The organism is Pseudomonas sp. QD4, assembly GCF_049199125.1.
Taxonomy (GTDB): Bacteria; Pseudomonadota; Gammaproteobacteria; order Pseudomonadales; family Pseudomonadaceae; genus Aquipseudomonas.
The window spans coordinates 1,437,003-1,453,318 of sequence record NZ_JBLZOM010000001.1 but is presented as its reverse complement, the minus strand read 5'-3'; the positions used below and the strand labels follow the sequence as shown (position 1 = coordinate 1,453,318).

Sequence of the window (16,316 nt, the reverse complement as noted above, 5' to 3'; positions counted from 1 at the left end):
CCTTTCATGAAGACCAAGACCCGTTTCGCCACGCTGGCCCTGTCACTGATGCTGAGCAGCGGCGCGGCCTTTGCCGACCTGAAGATCGGCGTGAGCATGTCGCAGTTCGATGACACCTGGCTGACCTACCTGCGCGAGTCCATGGACCACAAGGCCAAGTCCCTGCCCGATGGGGTCAAGTTGCAGTTCGAGGACGCCCGCAGCGACGTGGTCAAGCAACTGAGCCAGGTCGAAAGTTTTATCAGCCAGAAAGTCGATGCCATCGTGGTCAACCCGGTGGATACCGCCGCCACCCGGAAAATCACCGAAGCGGCGGTCAAGGCCGGCATTCCCCTGGTCTACGTCAACCGCCGCCCGGATGACCTGAAGCTGCCCAAGGGCGTGGTCACCGTGGCCTCCAACGACCTGGAAGCGGGGCAGATGCAGATGCAGTACCTGGCCGAGAAGATGGGCGGCAAGGGCGACATCGTGATCCTCCTCGGCGACCTGGCGAACAACTCCACCACCAACCGCACCAAGGGCGTCAAGGAAGTGCTGGCCAAGTACCCGGGGATCAAGGTCGACCAGGAACAGACCGGCATCTGGCTGCGGGATAAAGGCATGACTCTGGTCAACGACTGGCTGACCCAGGGCCGCAAGTTCGACGCCATCGTTTCCAACAACGACGAAATGGCCATCGGCGCCTCCATGGCCCTCAAGCAGGCCGGGGTGGAGAAGGGCAGCGTGCTGATCGCCGGGGTCGACGGTACGCCCGACGGCCTGCGTGCGGTGAAGAAGGGCGACCTGACGGTCTCGGTGTTCCAGGATGCCAAGGGCCAGGCCGATGGCTCGATCGATACCGCGGTGAAGATGATCAAGCATGAGCCGGTGGAACAAGCTGTCTGGGTGCCTTATCGCCTGATCACCCCGGACAACGTCGACCAGTTCAAGTAATGCCGCTGACCTCGCCCCGGCGCCAGAGCGGCGGGGCATCGATACCGTCATCGTCCGTTCAATAACAACAATAAGCGGCCAGGCAGCCTCGGGCCGCCTGGCTGATGGAGTACCTGATCATGTTCTCTCGCGCGACTGCTGTGAGCACTGCGCCGCTGGCGATCCCGCCTGGCGCCCTGGCCACGGACGAACCCTACCTGCTGGAAGTGATCAACGTCAGCAAGGGCTTTCCCGGTGTGATTGCCCTGTCCGATGTGCAGCTGCGGGTGCGCCCGGGCACGGTGCTGGCGCTGATGGGCGAGAACGGTGCGGGCAAGTCGACCCTGATGAAAATCATCGCCGGCATTTACCAGCCCGATGCCGGCGAGCTGCGGCTCAAGGGCCGGCCCGTGGTGTTCGACACGCCGCTTGCGGCGTTGCAGGCGGGGATCGCGATGATCCACCAGGAACTCAACCTGATGCCGCACATGAGCATCGCCGAAAATATCTGGATCGGCCGTGAGCAACTCAACGGCCTGCACATGATCGATCACCGCGAGATGCACCGCTGCACCGCCCGGCTGCTGGAGCGCCTGCGCATCGACCTCGACCCCGAGGAGCAGGTGGGCAACCTGAGCATCGCCGAACGGCAGATGGTCGAGATTGCCAAGGCGGTGTCCTACGACTCCGATGTGCTGATCATGGATGAGCCGACCTCGGCCATCACCGACAAGGAGGTGGCGCACCTGTTCTCGATCATTGCCGACCTCAAGGCCCAGGGTAAGGGCATCATCTATATCACCCACAAAATGAATGAAGTGTTCGCCATCGCCGATGAAGTCGCGGTGTTTCGCGACGGAGCCTACATCGGCCTGCAACGCGCCGACAGCATGGACGGCGACAGCCTGATCTCGATGATGGTCGGGCGCGAGCTGAGCCAGTTGTTCCCAGTGCGGGAAAAGCCCATCGGCGATCTGCTGCTGTCGGTGCGCGACCTGCGCCTGGACGGGATCTTCGCCGGGGTGTCGTTCGACCTGCACGCCGGGGAGATTCTCGGCATCGCCGGGCTGATGGGCTCGGGGCGGACCAACGTCGCCGAAACCCTGTTCGGCATCACCCCCAGCGACGGCGGCGAAATCCGCCTCGACGGCCAGCCATTGCGCATCGGCAACCCGCACCTGGCCATCGAGAAGGGCTTTGCCCTGCTGACCGAGGATCGCAAGCTCAGTGGCCTGTTCCCCTGCCTGTCGGTCCTGGAAAACATGGAGGTGGCGGTGCTGCCCCATTACGCCGGCGGTGGTTTCGTCCAGCAAAAGGCCTTGCGCGCCCTGTGCGAGGACATGTGCCAGAAGCTGCGGGTCAAGACCCCGTCGCTGGAGCAGTGCATCGACACCCTGTCGGGCGGCAATCAGCAAAAGGCCCTGCTGGCGCGCTGGCTGATGACCAACCCGCGGATCCTGATCCTCGACGAGCCGACCCGCGGCATCGACGTCGGGGCCAAGGCCGAGATCTATCGGCTGATCTCGTTCCTCGCCAGCGAGGGCATGGCGGTGATCATGATTTCCTCGGAACTCCCCGAAGTGCTGGGCATGAGTGACCGGGTCATGGTCATGCACGAAGGCGAGCTGATGGGCACCCTCGACCGTGCCGAAGCGACTCAGGAACGTGTCATGCAACTGGCCTCGGGCATGGCCCTGGTCCACTAGTTCTTACAGGCATTGAGGTCGAGGGCGCAGTGGTTCGCCGTCGGCCACGGACATAAAAGGTGAATGGTTATGAACGCGATACTGGAAAACAAACCTGCCACGGCGCCGACCCGAGCGCGTCGTCGGTTGCCGACCGAGCTGAGTATTTTCCTGGTGCTGATCGGCATCGGTCTGGTCTTCGAAGTGTTCGGCTGGATCGTGCGTGATCAAAGCTTCCTGATGAACTCCCAGCGCCTGGTGCTGATGATCTTGCAGGTGTCGATCATCGGCCTGCTGGCCATCGGCGTGACCCAGGTGATCATCACCACCGGCATCGACCTGTCGTCCGGCTCGGTGCTGGCGCTGTCGGCGATGATCGCCGCCAGCCTGGCGCAGACCTCGGACTTTGCCCGGGCGGTGTTCCCCTCATTGACCGACCTGCCGGTGTGGATCCCGGTGATCGCCGGGCTGGGGGTCGGGCTGCTGGCGGGGGCGATCAACGGCAGCATCATCGCCATCACCGGTATCCCTCCCTTTATTGCCACCCTCGGCATGATGGTTTCGGCCCGGGGCCTGGCCCGCTACTACACCGAAGGCCAGCCGGTGAGCATGCTCTCGGACTCCTACACCGCCATCGGCCACGGGGCGATGCCGGTGGTGATTTTCCTGGTGGTGGCGGTGATCTTCCACATCGCCCTGCGCTACACCAAGTACGGCAAGTACACCTACGCCATCGGCGGCAATATGCAGGCGGCGCGGACCTCGGGGATCAACGTCAAGCGTCACCTGGTGATCGTCTACAGCATCGCCGGGCTGCTGGCGGGCCTGGCCGGGGTGGTGGCCTCGGCACGGGCCGCCACCGGGCAGGCGGGGATGGGCATGTCCTATGAACTGGACGCCATCGCCGCGGCAGTGATCGGCGGCACCAGCCTGGCCGGCGGGGTCGGGCGCATCACCGGCACCGTGATCGGCGCGTTGATCCTCGGGGTCATGGCCAGCGGCTTTACCTTTGTCGGGGTCGATGCCTACATCCAGGACATCATCAAGGGCCTGATCATTGTGGTGGCGGTGGTCATCGACCAGTACCGCAACAAGCGCAAGCTCAAGCGCTGATGCTCACATCGCGCCCTTGACCACAGGCACCGCGGCTGGCTTACCAGCCCCTGTGCAGCAAGGGCCGGGGCCGGTGTCGCGCCTTGTCGCCACCGGCCCCGGTCACGGTCCGGCCACGATCGACCCGGGCTGACCGAAGACCTGCCAATACCCGCAGCACCCCCACAACCCGCATCAAAAAAACCTTAACAACAATAAATAGAGGTGAGCTTTGCCATGGGCGCAAGAAAAGACCCGCGTTACCTTTCCCCCTGCCTGTTGCTGGCAGCCATCGGTTTTGCCGACCACGGCCAGGCGGCGGACGCGTTCGCTGCCGACTCGAAATGGCTGACCGGCGACTGGGGCGGCCTGCGAACCGAGTGGCTGAATAAAGGCTACGACGTCCAGCTCGAGCACGGTGGCGAGTTCGCCAGCAACCTCAAGGGCGGTTACAACGACGACCGGACCGCGCGCTGGACCGAGCAGTTCGTGTTCGGTCTCAAGGTCGATCTGCAAAAGGCCATGGGCCTGGAGAATGCCCAGTTCAAACTGGCGATCACCGAGCGCGACGGCCGCAGCCTGACCAACGACCGCATCGCCGACCCGCGGGTTGGCGGCTACACCTCGTCCCAGGAAGTCTATGGTCGTGGGCAGACCTGGCGCTTGACCCAGCTGTGGTTCAGCAAGGGCTTTTTGCAGGACGGGGCGCTGGACGTGAAGCTCGGTCGCTTCGGCCCCGGAGAAGACTTCAACAGCTTTCCCTGCGACTTCCAGAGCCTGACCTTCTGCGGTTCCCAGGTCGGCAACTGGGCGGGGGGCATCTGGTACAACTGGCCGGTCAGCCAATTGGCCGGGCGGGTCAGGTACAGCATCAACCCGCAGTGGTTCGTGCAGATCGGCGCCTACAACCAGAACCCGTCGAACCTGGAGACCGGCAATGGCTTCAAGCTCGACGGCAGTGGCACCCAGGGCACGCTCCTGCCGGTGGAGGTGGTGTGGTCGCCCAAGGTCAACGGTCTGCCCGGCGAGTACCGCGCCGGTTACTACTACAGCACGGCCAAGGCCAACGACGTGCTCAAGGACCTCAACGGCCAGCCGCAACCTCTGACCGGCAATGACCTGCGCACCCATGGCAGCAAGTCCGGCTACTGGCTGGTGGCCCAGCAGCAGGTGACTCGGCATGCCGGGGACGCCAGCCGTGGCTTGTCGTTGTTCGCCAACCTGACCCTGCATGACAAGGACACCAATCAGGTCGACCACTTCATCCAGGCCGGGCTGGTGTACAACGGGCCGTTCGATGCACGGCCGAAGGACGCCATCGGTTTTGGCGTGGCCCGGGTGCACACCAACAGCGATTATCGCGAGCGCGCCCAGTTGCAGAACCAGGTCAACGGCATCGGCGATTACGACAACCCCGGCTATATCCCGTTGCAGCGCAGTGAATACAGTTCGGAGTTGTACTACGGGGTCCACGTCACCCAGTGGCTGACGGTACGGCCGAACCTGCAATACGTGAAAAATCCGGGCGGCGTGCGCGAAGTGGATTCGGCAGTCATCGGCGGGGTCAAGGTCGAAACGGTGTTCTGAAAAAGCGGTTTTTCAGGGGGCAGTGCCCGGTTTTTCTCGAATGGCACTGCCGTTTGTCTTCTAAAAGACCCCTCAGGATGGAATTTTTTGTTATAAACGCACTCCGATCTGTACCGACAAAGCCCGCAATAGCGGGCTTTCGGCGCTTTGTCGGACAGATTGACTCTCATTTCAGTTGCTGAGGCCTCAAACCGGCCTTAGACTGCCGCCCCTCGTAAATTGAGTGCCGGGTGGCGCTTGGAATGTATGGCGCCTTTCCAGAGACCCCAGAGGGTCGACCGGAACGCTCCCTAATTCGCCTTAATGCACGTATTTTTTATAGAGAAATCAATGACAAAGGAAAAGTTGCTGGCCATGCCGGCGGATGACTACATGAATGCCGAGCAACTGGCTTTTTTCACTGAGCTGCTGCAAGCCATGAAGGTGGAAACCCACGAGCGCATCGAGCAGAACCGGATCGCCATTGAAAGCCTGGACACCCCGGCTGACCCGGCCGACGCCGCTTCGGTCGAAGAAGAGCGCACCTGGCTGGTCAACTCCATCGACCGCGACCAGCGCATGCTGCCGCAGCTCGAACAGGCCCTGGGTCGGATCGGTGACGACAGCTTCGGCTGGTGCGACGACAGCGGCGAGGCCATCGGCCTCAAGCGCCTGCTGATCAGCCCGACCACCAAGTACTGCATCGAAGCCCAAGAGCGCCACGAGCAGATCGACAAGCACCAGCGCCAAGCCTGATGCCATCAGCGCCGCCGCTACGCCGGCGGCGCCAAGTCCCAGATTTTTGCCTTTGGCCTGTGGCCGCTGCCGCAGGCTGCACGGGCCCGTCCAAACACCGCACATTTACCTGACTCCCTCACGGCGTCCATCCCGGCCGGCGCAGCCTCGTGCCTCGGTAGCGGCTACACAAACCTCCTCATGTATCCGACACGCTACAGCGCACTCAGGGTCAGCGCAGCCTCGTGCCTCGGCAGCGGCTACACAAACCTCCTCATGTATCCGACACGCCACAGCGCACTCAGGGTCAGCGCAGCCCGACGGCAGCGGTTATAGGATCATTTTGATATTGCTGCTGACATCGAAAATCCCCGCCAACTGACTGACCCCATCCATTGACCTGCTGCACCCCCCCCGACTAAGGGACCATGGATAATGGCGTTCTAGTATCGTCTAATGCTTGCAAACAATTAGAAACTGCTCGGGGTAATCAATGTGACAAGGGACGGATCTCTATCGGTTGCCGCTGCGCAACCGGCTCAACTACCCGACACCGCCAGCCGCTGGTGGGCGCCGACTCTGCAGAGCATCGCCCTGATGCTGCTGTTAAGTGGCCTGGCCCTGTGGGGCTGGCCGCTGTACCTGTGCCTGCCACTGGCGGTGCTGGTGATCTGGTTGCCGCGCCTGCGCTCGCGCAAGGTGCCCGTGGCCAGTGTGTCTGCCGAGCAGGGCGACATGGCCGCGCTGACCCGCGACCTGTCCTACAGCACCAGCCATAACGCGTTGTCCGCCGCCGGCGTGGCGTTTTCGGTGAAGCAGCTGGCAGGCAAACTGCAATCCCAGCTCGATTCGGCGGCGCGGATTGTCAGCAGTGCCGAGGTCATGATCCAGACCGAGCAGGCCACCTCTCAGCTCAGCCGCGAGGCCCTGGGCGCCGCCAGTCAGGCCCACGAGCGCAGTGCCGAAGGCCGCAGCGTGCTGGCCGAGTCCATCACCCGCATGCACCAGCTCAGCCAGCGCGCCAATGCCAGCCGCGAATTGATCGAAGCCCTGAGCCAGCGCAGCGAAGAGATCCAGCGCGTGACCCTGGTCATCCAGTCGATTGCCAGCCAGACCAATCTGTTGGCGCTCAACGCCGCCATCGAAGCGGCGCGGGCCGGCGAGCATGGCCGCGGCTTTGCGGTGGTGGCCGATGAAGTGCGCGGCCTGGCCGGACGCACGGCTACGGCCACCGACGAGGTCGGGGTGATGGTGGCGGATATCCAACAGCGCACGGCCCAGGTGGTGGAGCAGATCCGCCAGCTGTCCGCCGACCTCACCATTGGGGTGGAGCAGGTTGAGCACACCGGCCAACACCTGGAAGACATCGCGCGCCTGGCGGCCGGGGTCGAAGGCCAGGTCAGCGAGATTGCCCGGGGTGCGCAAACCAACCGCGAACAGCTGGACAGCCTGTTCCATGCGGTGGAGCAGATGCGCAGCGACCTGGCCATCAGCGACCAGCAGACCCGCAGCCTGGCCGACGCCGCGGTGCAGATGGAAGGCCAGGCCGAAACCATCAGCGAGCGCCTGGCCGAGGTCGGCCTGGACGATTATCACCAGCGGGTCTACGACCTGGCCCGGGAGGGGGCGAACCGCATCGCGCAGCAGTTCGAGACCGATGTGGAGCACAACCGGGTTGCCCTCGACGATTTGTTCGACCGCAGCTACCAACTGATCCCCAACACGGCACCGGCCAAGTACCAGACCCGTTTCGACCGCTACACCGACCAGGTGCTGCCGGCGATCCAGGAGTCATTGCTGACCCGCCACGACGGTCTGGTGTTTGCCATCGCCTGCACCCCTCAGGGTTATGTGCCCACCCACAACCAGGTGTTTTCCCAGCCACTGACCGGCGACCCCCAGGTCGACACCCTGCATAACCGCACCAAGCGCAAGTTCGAGGACCGCACCGGCATCCGCTGTGGCAGCCATCAGCAGGCGCTGCTGCTACAGACCTACACCCGCGACACCGGCGAACTGATGCACGACCTGTCGGTGCCGATCATGGTCAAGGGGCGGCACTGGGGTGGCCTGCGCCTGGGCTACAAACCCGAGCAGGCCGCACCGCGCCGGTAATTGTTGCCGCGGCTGCAACAAAGCTGTGCAGGACGCGGCTGTTTCCCGGGACCGGAAATGATTAGCATGGCCAACATCGTTAGCCTGCTAACTACTTCCGGAGGGAATGCGATGCACAGCAGAGTCGATGTCGCCGTCATGATTGGCAGCGGTGTACCGCCCAGCCTGCGTGCCCTGGGGCGCAGTGTGTGCTGGGTGGTCCTGCTCAACGGTGAGCAGCGCGGTACGGCGTTCGCCAGCCGCGATGAGGCCGAGGAATGCCGCGCCGCCTGGCAGGCGCAACTTGCAGCGGCCGAGCCTGCCCGCCTGCATTGATCCTGTCGCCGAACCGCCCTTGACGCTGCTATAGAAACAGCGGCGCCGGGTTGAGCTCGCTCTCGTCGATGGGTGCGGTTCGCCAACCCAGGGTGCAGGGCACGTCATACAGGCGCCCGGCTGCGAAGCGCGGCCAGAAATGGCGCAGCCCGGGCACGATGGCCTGCACCACATTCAAGCCGAGATCGGGACGGGTCTTGTCCACCATCAGCCATTCCAGGCCTTGCCGTTCGAACACGCGCTGGCAGTGGTCCAAGGCCTGTTCCAGGGATTGCGCTGCTGTCTGGGTGAAGTCCCGGGCCGAACGGCTGCCGACGGGTTGCAGAAAACTGGCGTCTGCCAGCAGTTGGCGATTCCAGGGATCGGGACCGCGCACCAGCGGATCGAACAGCTGGTTGACCTCGGTCAGCGCGCGCTGCACCGCCAGGTGCGGATCGAGGTGGCAGCCGAAGCCCAGGGCGTGGCGGTCTTCCTCGGGATGCCAGGCCACGGCGGCGCACACCGGTATTTCCAGGTCGTGGGTCAGGTCCAGGACCCAGAGCTGCCAGCCGAGCCCCGCGTAGTCCGCCGCCAGTTGGTTGAAATACGGGTCGTTGAAGCTGGCCAGGTCGAGCCCCGGGCGTTGCAGCCGGTTGTACCACCAGATGGCCGTCGCATCCCGCTCCACCAACTCCAGGGTGCCCTGGAGCAACGCCTCCGCCACACTGGTGCCGGCCGCGGTGCCATTGGGGTTGTGGATGCCGAACGCCAGCCCGGACTCTTCCGGGGCCTGGGCATAGCAGTAGGCCAGGGGCACCTGGCACCAGCGCTGCTGGCTCAGGGACCAGGCCGGGGTCCAGTCGATGGCGGTCCGGGGATCCCAGGGCAGGGGCACCTGTTGCCGGACATCGCGGGTGCCGGCGTTGATTTGCTGGCGCCGGGCGAATTGCCGCTCACTGAATTGCTGCAACGGATTGAAGCCCAGGCTGGGTTCGGCAAGGTCCACCTGGCGCGCCCGGGTACGGGCCTCATCGCCCTGATAGACCCCGCTGAATCGTTCCAGAGCCTCACACAGGGCGCTGGTACGGGCCTGTTCGGCGGTCGCGCCTTTGCCGGCGCAGACCTTGTCGATGGCCAGCCCCGGGGCCTGTGGGTCGGGGCGCACCATGTAGCCGGACACATAGACCTGGCGCAGGCCGTCATGCCGCCGGGGCATGGTGTGCAGGTAGCAGATCGGCCCGGTCAGGGGGCTGACCAGATGCCGGTAGCGCTCATAGGTCCGCTGCGCGCGCTGATGGCGGTAGCCGCCTTCGAGCCGCTGGCCGGGCGCGGCCTCCAGGCAAGGCTGGCGCCAGGCCTGGAGAGTCATCAGGTCGGGCGTTCCGCAGCCTGGGCACTGGGGGCGTTTGACCAGGGTGTGGGCCTGTGTCTGCAGGGTTCGGGTGTCCAGCGACAGGATGTCCCAGGCCTGCCGGGGGCTGCCGTCCTGTTGGCTGAACCAGTGTTCGATGGCCATGGTCAACAGCCCGTGGCACGCCATTTCACTGGCCGGCCCGCAGGTCAGCGGCGGGCGGGCATAGGTCGGCGACCCTTGCTGTTCCAGCCAGGTCTCCAGGGGCTTCTGGGTGCCGATCCAGAACCGCAGGCAATCGATGCAGGCGCTCTGCGGCAGTTCGATAAAGGGCCCGATGCTTGGCGTCAGGCCATTGGGCCTGGCCAGTAGCACGGGGCGGCCTTGCTGTTGCGCCTGCCGGCACAACCTGTGCAGTTCGGGGCAGCGGTAGTCATCGCACAGCACCAGCTTCAGTGCAGCGTCTGCCTGCACCTCGATCCCGGCCAATTGCAGGGCCTGCCGGCACCGCTCGAGGCGTTCCAGGCTGACGCTGGCGGTGCGCACCAGATCGACCTGGCTCAGCGGTGGCGCCGCCCCATCCCGCCCCGAAGCCTGGCGCCAGAAGGCCTGTTCGGCGCGGGCCTCGTCGCTCTGTGGCGGGGCGTGCAGCTGGATGTAGGCGGCGCGCGCCAGTGCTTGCAGGATGCTTTCTACTTGCGGGCCGTCGAGACGCCCCGCCAATTGATCAATGATCTGCGAGCCGGTATGCCCCCCATCGATCAGGGGGGCTACCAGCCCCAGACCCTTGAGCCGGATCAGGGCGCGCCTGGACTCACTCACCACCACCAGGCTGTCGTCGTCCAGCCGATGCAAGGCAAAGCCTGGCGCGATTCTGGGGCAGGGCTGTGGTGCCTGCGGGCGTATCTGATCCGGCATGACGCAAGGTCCTCAGCAGCAGGTAAACAGGTAGATCGGTCCGGCGTCGTTGTAGGCCGCCAGCGCAATGGCCTGCTCCTCAAGCGCAGGCGTCTCGGGGATGCTGAAGGTCATGCGGTTGGGCGGCAGCAACCACTCCCGGCCGTTCCAGCCCTGGCTGGGGTCGCAGGGGGTAATCACCAGGTCGATGTTCCACGGCACGATATAGCCGAAGTAGTCGATCAGGGCCTGTTTCGGCGATTCGATAAACAGCTGGCGGAAAGCCACGCTGATGTCGTTGTCACCCCAGGACAGGGCCACGGCGCGCAAATAGACTTCGGAGAATTCAAGCAGCACTTCCTGGCTGGGTACTTCGTTGAGGCGTGGCATGGCGTGGCTCCTTCAGCGGGTCTGGGGTTGCAGGAAGGTCAGGAACTGCAGGTTGTAGGCCGCCAGGGCCTCGGCCTGCTGATTCGCCGGTGGCGCCGGGGGCAGGTGCAGTTGCAGGCGGTCGGTTTTCTTCACCAGCCAGTCGACCACGGTTTCCGGACGGAACTCGGCGTTGTCGAAGATCACGTCGATTTCCAGGGCGAAGGGGATTTCATAGTTCAGGTACTGGCGCACCGCCGCCCGGGGGTTTTCCCGGAGTGCGGCCTTGAAGCCCTCGTCCTGCCAGGCCAGGGCCACGGCGCGAATGACTTGGGCGCGGTACAGCAAAAATTCGTCGTATACCGACGTTGAGACCTTGTGCTCCATGACAACTCCTTGTTTGCAGCGCGGTTAGTGAAACAAATTGCTCATGTCCTTTTGTGCATCGCGCCGGGAACGCGACATCTGCATCTGTTCGGCCAGGGCGCAGGCCTGTTGCAGGGTGTCGGCAATCTCCGTGGCATTGCGCTGGGCCCCCTGGCGCGACAGCACCCGGGCTTTCAGACGCAGCAGTTCGGGCTGGTAGTAGCGTTCGCCCAGTTCGTCGCACAGCGCCAGGCCGCTGTTGCACAGGCTCAGGGCCTCGGCCTGGTGGCCCTGGAGGGACTGGATATCGGCCATCAAGCCGTGGAAGTAGGTATGCCCCAGCAGGCAGCCCAGTTGCCGCAACTGGTCGATGGTGCGGCTGGCCCTGGCGAAGGAGGCCTGGGTCCAGCTTTGAATCAATTCGCCGTAGGCCCCGTATGCCGGCAAGCCATAGGTCGTGGCCAGCTCCACCAGTTGTCCGCAGACCTGTGCGGTCTGCTGCAGGTCGCCGGCGTACTGGTGGATATAGGCCTGGTACATCAGGGCCAGGCCCAGGGAAGGCACATGATCGAGCTCGCGGGCCTGGCGCACGGCATCCGCGGCCAGACCGTGGGCCAGGCTGTCGTCGGTGTGGGTAAACCAGGTGACGCAGGCCAGCACCGATTGCGCCCAGATGCCGCAGTCCAGGCCGTACAACAGGGTCTGTTCCACGCGCTGGGATGACCGGGGCAGCGCCACGGCCTGTTGCAGGTGCTCGCGCGCCAGGCCGTAGTGGCCGTCGATCCAGGCCGCGCTGCCGGCCAGCACCAGGGCGGCGATGCGCTCCTCGCTGGAGGCGCTTTGGCGGTTATACAACTGGGCGACGATCTGCCGGACTTCGCGGCGGTGGCTGGCCACATGGTGGTAGGTCGCCAGCGACCAGAGCAGGGCGGGGGTGTGCTCGGCGTTGGTCGAGCGCAGGGCCAACTGATGGGCGCGGTTCGCGGTGTTGCGCACCCGCTCGTTGGCCCAGCCATGGCGGGCCATCAAGGCGCTGATCTTGAGGCGATAGAGGCGCAGTTCCGGGCCCTGGCGCCGGGAGCGTGGCAGCTGTTCGAGCCAGGGTTCGGCCTCGGCGATCAGGTCCAGGGCCGCGTCATACAAGGCCCGTTGCAGGGTTTGCTCGGTGGCTTGTCCGCTCCAGTGCAGAGCCTGCTCATATTGGGCGGCGGCAGCGTGATGGTGCGCCAGCACGCCCTGTTCGCCCTGGCCACTGGCGCACAGGCGAGCTTCGAGAGCGGCGGCGATCCGCCCGTGGGCCTGTTCCCGGGCCGCGCGCGGCATGCTGTCGTAGGCCGCGGTGCGCAGCAGCGCGTGCTTGAAAATGTAGTGCGCATCGCCCACCTGGCGGCAGCGCGAGACCAGGCCCACGCTGAGCAGAGTCTGCAGGTGGGCATGCAGGGTCACGTCGTCGCACGGGGCAATCTGCGCCAGCAACTCGGGGTCGAACTCACGCCCCAGCGCGGCGGCCAGTTGCGCGGTGTGCTTGGCCGCGCCGACTCGGTGCAGGCTGTGGCCGAGGGTCTCGCGCAGGCTCACCGGCAACAGCTCGCGCAGGTGCGCAGTGGCCAACTGGTAAGTGTCACCGTTCAGCACCAGGTCGCCGCGACTGCGCAGGAAGGCCACCAGTTCCTGCACGTAGAGCGGAATCCCCGCCGTGTGTTCATGGATGCTGTGCAGGGCCTGGGCGTCGATCTGTTTGCCACCCAGCAGGGGGCTCAGCAACTGTTCCAGGGTGGCGCGATCCAGGCCGCTCAGGGGCAGGCTCGGGACCCTGGGGATCCACGGCGATTCCTCGGTTCGCGCGGTCATCACCAGGCAGATGGCGGTGCCTTGCAGCTTGGGCAGCAACTGGTCGAGGAAGGCCGCGCTGCTGGGGTCGATCCAGTGCGTATCTTCCAGCAGCAGACGCAGGGGCTGGCGCTCGCCGATGGACAGCAGCAGGCGTTCGAGGGCATCGAGCAGCATCTGCTTTTGCAGTTCGGGCGAATGTTTTTCCCAGAAACCCGGCCGCTGGGGCGCGCCGCCGATGCCCAGCCAGGAGCACAGCAGCACGCTCAGGTGATCGGCATCCAGGCCCAGTTCCTCCAGATGGCGGTGCAGGCGCTGGACGCGGTCTTGGGGCTGGGCGCTGGTGCCGCGTTCGAGATACTGGCGCACCCAGCGCAGCACCGGATACAGCGCCGCATGTTGCTGTTCCGGCTCGCACAGGCTCGACAGAATAAGGCCGTCATCGAGGGCGGCCCATTCGAACAGCAGCCTGGATTTACCGACGCCGGCTTCTCCACACAGCAGCATGGCCCGCCCGCCGTCGGCCAGGGTGTTGCGCCACAGGGCCTGCAGCGCCTGCAGTTCAACCTGGCGCCCGGCCATGGCCTCGATGCCGTGATCGAGGAAGGAAAAACCATCGCTGGCGTGCTCCCTGACCAGCAGGTAGGTCGGCGCGTCGCTTGCCATCTGAGGCATCACTTGGCTGCACTCGACAAACCTGGCCAGGGCCAGCCGGGCATCCTGGCTGAGGCGGATCTGCCCGGGAGCGGCCCGGCGTTGCAGCTCCTGGGCCCGGGCGGCGGTCTGGCTGGGCTGCATGTCGGCGCACAGCAGCACGTCGCCGACATGGATGGCGATCGACATCTCCAGCACCACACCGTGTTGCGCACGCAGCGCCTGGGCCCGGCGCCGGGTCTGGCCGATCAGTTCGAGGGCGGCGCGAGCGGCGTGCTGGCCACTGCGGTCGCTGACCCTGGGGTAGCCGAAGTAAAACAGCATGGCCGCGGCCAGCGCGCCCATGGCGTGGCCACCCAGGCGCTGGACGATGTCCAGCGAGGTGGAAAGGTGCTCACGCTGCAGGGCTTCGAGCGTCTCCAGGTCAATCGTGGTCGAGCCGGTGCGGCCCAGGCTGAGGCTGCAATAGAGGGCGGTGACCTGGCGTTTTTCGAAGGGCGCGCGCGAGGGGCTGCTGGGGTTGATCCAGGTCCGTTCGTGATCGGGAGCAGCGGGCTGATCATGTTCGGCCAGGGTCATCGGGCGCAGCAGATTGTCGACGTTGACCGACGCCAGGCGCTGGTAAAGCCCGATGGCATCCCCGGCACGAATTCGGGGTTGCTTGGCCAGCGCCGCACGCAACACCTCCTGCAGGGATGGCCCGCCAGCCCGGGCGGCAGGGGCAGGTCCTGGGGCGTGAGCTGGGCATGGTAGATCTCGGCCAGCGTCGCGCCGTGAAAGGCCGAGCGCCCGGTCAGGCATTCGATAAACAGCAGGCCCCAGGCATAGAGGTCGGTCTTTGCCGTGGCCGGCTCGCCCCGCAGTTGTTCCGGAGCGCTATAGGAGGGGGTGCCCGTGATGTCCGTGGCGTCGAGCGGCGCGGGTACGTCATCCAGGGCCAGGCCGATGCCGAAGTCAAACAGCGTGGCGCTGGGCCTGGCGTTGGCGGCATCGATCATGATGTTCTGCGGTTTCAGGTCACGGTGCACGATGCCCTGGGCGTGGGCGCAGGCCAGGGCGTCGAGGACCTGCAGCATGATCTGGGTCGCCTCGGCGGCCGACAGCGCACCCTGGCGCAGGATGTATTCGCGCAGGGTTTCACCGGGCAGGTATTCATAGACCGCGTAATACAGGTGTCGATTCAGCGTGCCCTTGTCCAGCAGGCGCACGATGTGGGGGTGGTGCAGACGCGCGCAAAGTGCGGTTTCGCGATCGAAGCGGGTCAGCCGAGGGGCGCTCAGGCTGCCGGCGGCATCGGGGTCCAGTTGCAGCAGCTTGATCGCGACCCACTGCCCGGTGCTGTTCTGCCGCGCCCGGAAAACCGAGGCCATGCCTCCGCTGCCGAGCAGGCCGGTGAGTTCATAGCCGGGTAGATCAAAGGACCGGGATATCGAGTTCATGGCCGAACATGCTCATCGAGGTCGGGGGGAGGTGCATGCTCGTCGCCGGCTGCCAGCGACCTTCGAGCGATGAGCCCCGCCAGACCTCGATCGCCACGCTGCCCAGGCGCACGCCGCCGCGCCTCCTTTCGATAAAGTCCTGGCCGATCAGCCCCTGGGACACCGCTTGCTGGAACTGCTTGCGCAGGCGGAACACCTGGATGTTCAGGTGCGCCTTGTCCAGGCCCAGCATGCCCACCAGGTCATCGAGCTCCAGCCAGCCCTGGGTATGGAGGTCGAAGCCCCGGGCGGCGTCGGCCAGGCGCTGGCGGGCAAGCAACAGCAGCAGGTAATGATGGGTCCTTTCCCCCAGCTCCAGGCTCTGCGCGCCGCGAAACAGGGTCAGTTGCACATGCTCTTCGTCGAGGCTGGTCTTGAAACGCATGCAACTGCTGAGGGACGACGGCGCGCTGACCAGGGTGTTCTGCTCTTCGCTGGAGTACGACAGGCGCCAGTCCTGATGATCGAAATGCAGCAGCTCGCCATCGCGCAACGGGACCGCGCCGTCGCTGGTTTCCTGCATCCAGCAACCGTCGGGGGTGCGGTAAATGCAGCTGTAGGGCGGCCCCTCGTCGGACAGCACCAGGAAGTTGTGCAGGGTGAGCGGTTCCACGTGGGGCGCGAGGGGGATCAGCAGGTCGGCGGGCGGAGCCAGGTCGACCACACGCCAGGGCGTGGCATCGAGCATGCCGAAACGGATTTCGTCGCCGAGCTTGATGGCTACCGGTTGGTGTCGGGTCAGGGGCTGTTCGTTGAGCAGGCAGCCGTTGCGGCTCTGGTCGGTCAGCAACCACTGCTGGGAGCTCCAGCGAACGGTGGCGTGCAGCAGGGAAATATCGATGGCGGTCAGTGGGCTGTCACAGCGCTGGGCGAGTCGGCCGAATACATGACAAGACTTGAGCGCGTGCAATGCGCCCGTCGACGAATTCAACAAAATGGCCATGGCTCAGCTCCCTGCTTAGACAAGTTCCC

13 protein-coding genes are annotated in these 16,316 nt (G+C 65.1%); 7 read left to right on the top strand and 6 right to left on the bottom strand.

The window, feature by feature from the left end:
- The first annotated feature begins 6 nt into the window (after nt 1-6).
- From ACOZJV_RS06225 to ACOZJV_RS06195, 7 genes are all read left to right on the top strand, one after another.
- On the top strand, nt 7-933 hold the full coding sequence (locus tag ACOZJV_RS06225) for a sugar ABC transporter substrate-binding protein (RefSeq protein WP_421547101.1): 927 nt from the start codon (nt 7-9) through the stop codon (nt 931-933).
- 119 nt (nt 934-1,052) lie between these two features.
- Nucleotides 1,053-2,618, top strand: coding sequence for a sugar ABC transporter ATP-binding protein (locus tag ACOZJV_RS06220; RefSeq protein WP_201130623.1), 1,566 nt, complete (start codon nt 1,053-1,055; stop codon nt 2,616-2,618).
- A 69-nt stretch (nt 2,619-2,687) separates the two neighbouring features.
- Nucleotides 2,688-3,710, top strand: a complete 1,023-nt coding sequence (locus tag ACOZJV_RS06215; RefSeq protein WP_020300609.1) for an ABC transporter permease — start codon at nt 2,688-2,690, stop codon at nt 3,708-3,710.
- Nucleotides 3,711-3,926: 216 nt separating this feature from the next.
- Complete coding sequence (locus tag ACOZJV_RS06210) at nt 3,927-5,276, top strand: carbohydrate porin (RefSeq protein WP_201130624.1); 1,350 nt, start codon at nt 3,927-3,929, stop codon at nt 5,274-5,276.
- Between the two features lie 330 nt (nt 5,277-5,606).
- Nucleotides 5,607-6,011, top strand: a complete 405-nt coding sequence (locus ACOZJV_RS06205; RefSeq protein WP_020300610.1) for a TraR/DksA family transcriptional regulator — start codon at nt 5,607-5,609, stop codon at nt 6,009-6,011.
- 576 nt (nt 6,012-6,587) lie between these two features.
- The gene (locus tag ACOZJV_RS06200) at nt 6,588-8,105 is read left to right on the top strand and encodes a methyl-accepting chemotaxis protein (RefSeq protein ID WP_242487463.1); all 1,518 of its coding nucleotides are present in this window, start codon (nt 6,588-6,590) and stop codon (nt 8,103-8,105) included.
- Nucleotides 8,106-8,216: 111 nt separating this feature from the next.
- Complete coding sequence (locus ACOZJV_RS06195) at nt 8,217-8,420, top strand: hypothetical protein (protein WP_078471461.1); 204 nt, start codon at nt 8,217-8,219, stop codon at nt 8,418-8,420.
- A 28-nt stretch (nt 8,421-8,448) separates the two neighbouring features.
- Here ACOZJV_RS06195 and ACOZJV_RS06190 read toward each other — a convergent pair whose 3' ends face one another.
- From ACOZJV_RS06190 to ACOZJV_RS06165, 6 genes are read right to left on the bottom strand one after another with little or no spacing between them, the layout of a single operon-like run.
- A complete protein-coding gene (locus tag ACOZJV_RS06190; protein WP_421547100.1) occupies nt 8,449-10,668 on the bottom strand; it encodes a TOMM precursor leader peptide-binding protein in 2,220 nt (739 codons plus the stop codon).
- 12 nt (nt 10,669-10,680) lie between these two features.
- Nucleotides 10,681-11,037 (bottom strand): BMA_0021/BMA_0022 family TOMM bacteriocin, encoded by a 357-nt coding sequence (locus tag ACOZJV_RS06185; RefSeq protein WP_201130627.1) that lies wholly within the window; start codon nt 11,035-11,037, stop codon nt 10,681-10,683.
- A 12-nt stretch (nt 11,038-11,049) separates the two neighbouring features.
- Nucleotides 11,050-11,403, bottom strand: a complete 354-nt coding sequence (locus ACOZJV_RS06180; protein ID WP_201130628.1) for a BMA_0021/BMA_0022 family TOMM bacteriocin — start codon at nt 11,401-11,403, stop codon at nt 11,050-11,052.
- 24 nt (nt 11,404-11,427) lie between these two features.
- Nucleotides 11,428-14,547, bottom strand: coding sequence for a TOMM system kinase/cyclase fusion protein (locus ACOZJV_RS06175; protein WP_421547099.1), 3,120 nt, complete (start codon nt 14,545-14,547; stop codon nt 11,428-11,430).
- The gene (locus tag ACOZJV_RS06170) at nt 14,442-15,305 is read right to left on the bottom strand and encodes a serine/threonine-protein kinase (RefSeq protein WP_421547098.1); all 864 of its coding nucleotides are present in this window, start codon (nt 15,303-15,305) and stop codon (nt 14,442-14,444) included. The genes ACOZJV_RS06175 and ACOZJV_RS06170 overlap by 106 nt, the downstream gene beginning before the upstream one ends.
- Complete coding sequence (locus tag ACOZJV_RS06165) at nt 15,280-16,287, bottom strand: FHA domain-containing protein (RefSeq protein WP_201130630.1); 1,008 nt, start codon at nt 16,285-16,287, stop codon at nt 15,280-15,282. The genes ACOZJV_RS06170 and ACOZJV_RS06165 overlap by 26 nt, the downstream gene beginning before the upstream one ends.
- Between the last annotated feature and the right edge of the window lie 29 nt (nt 16,288-16,316).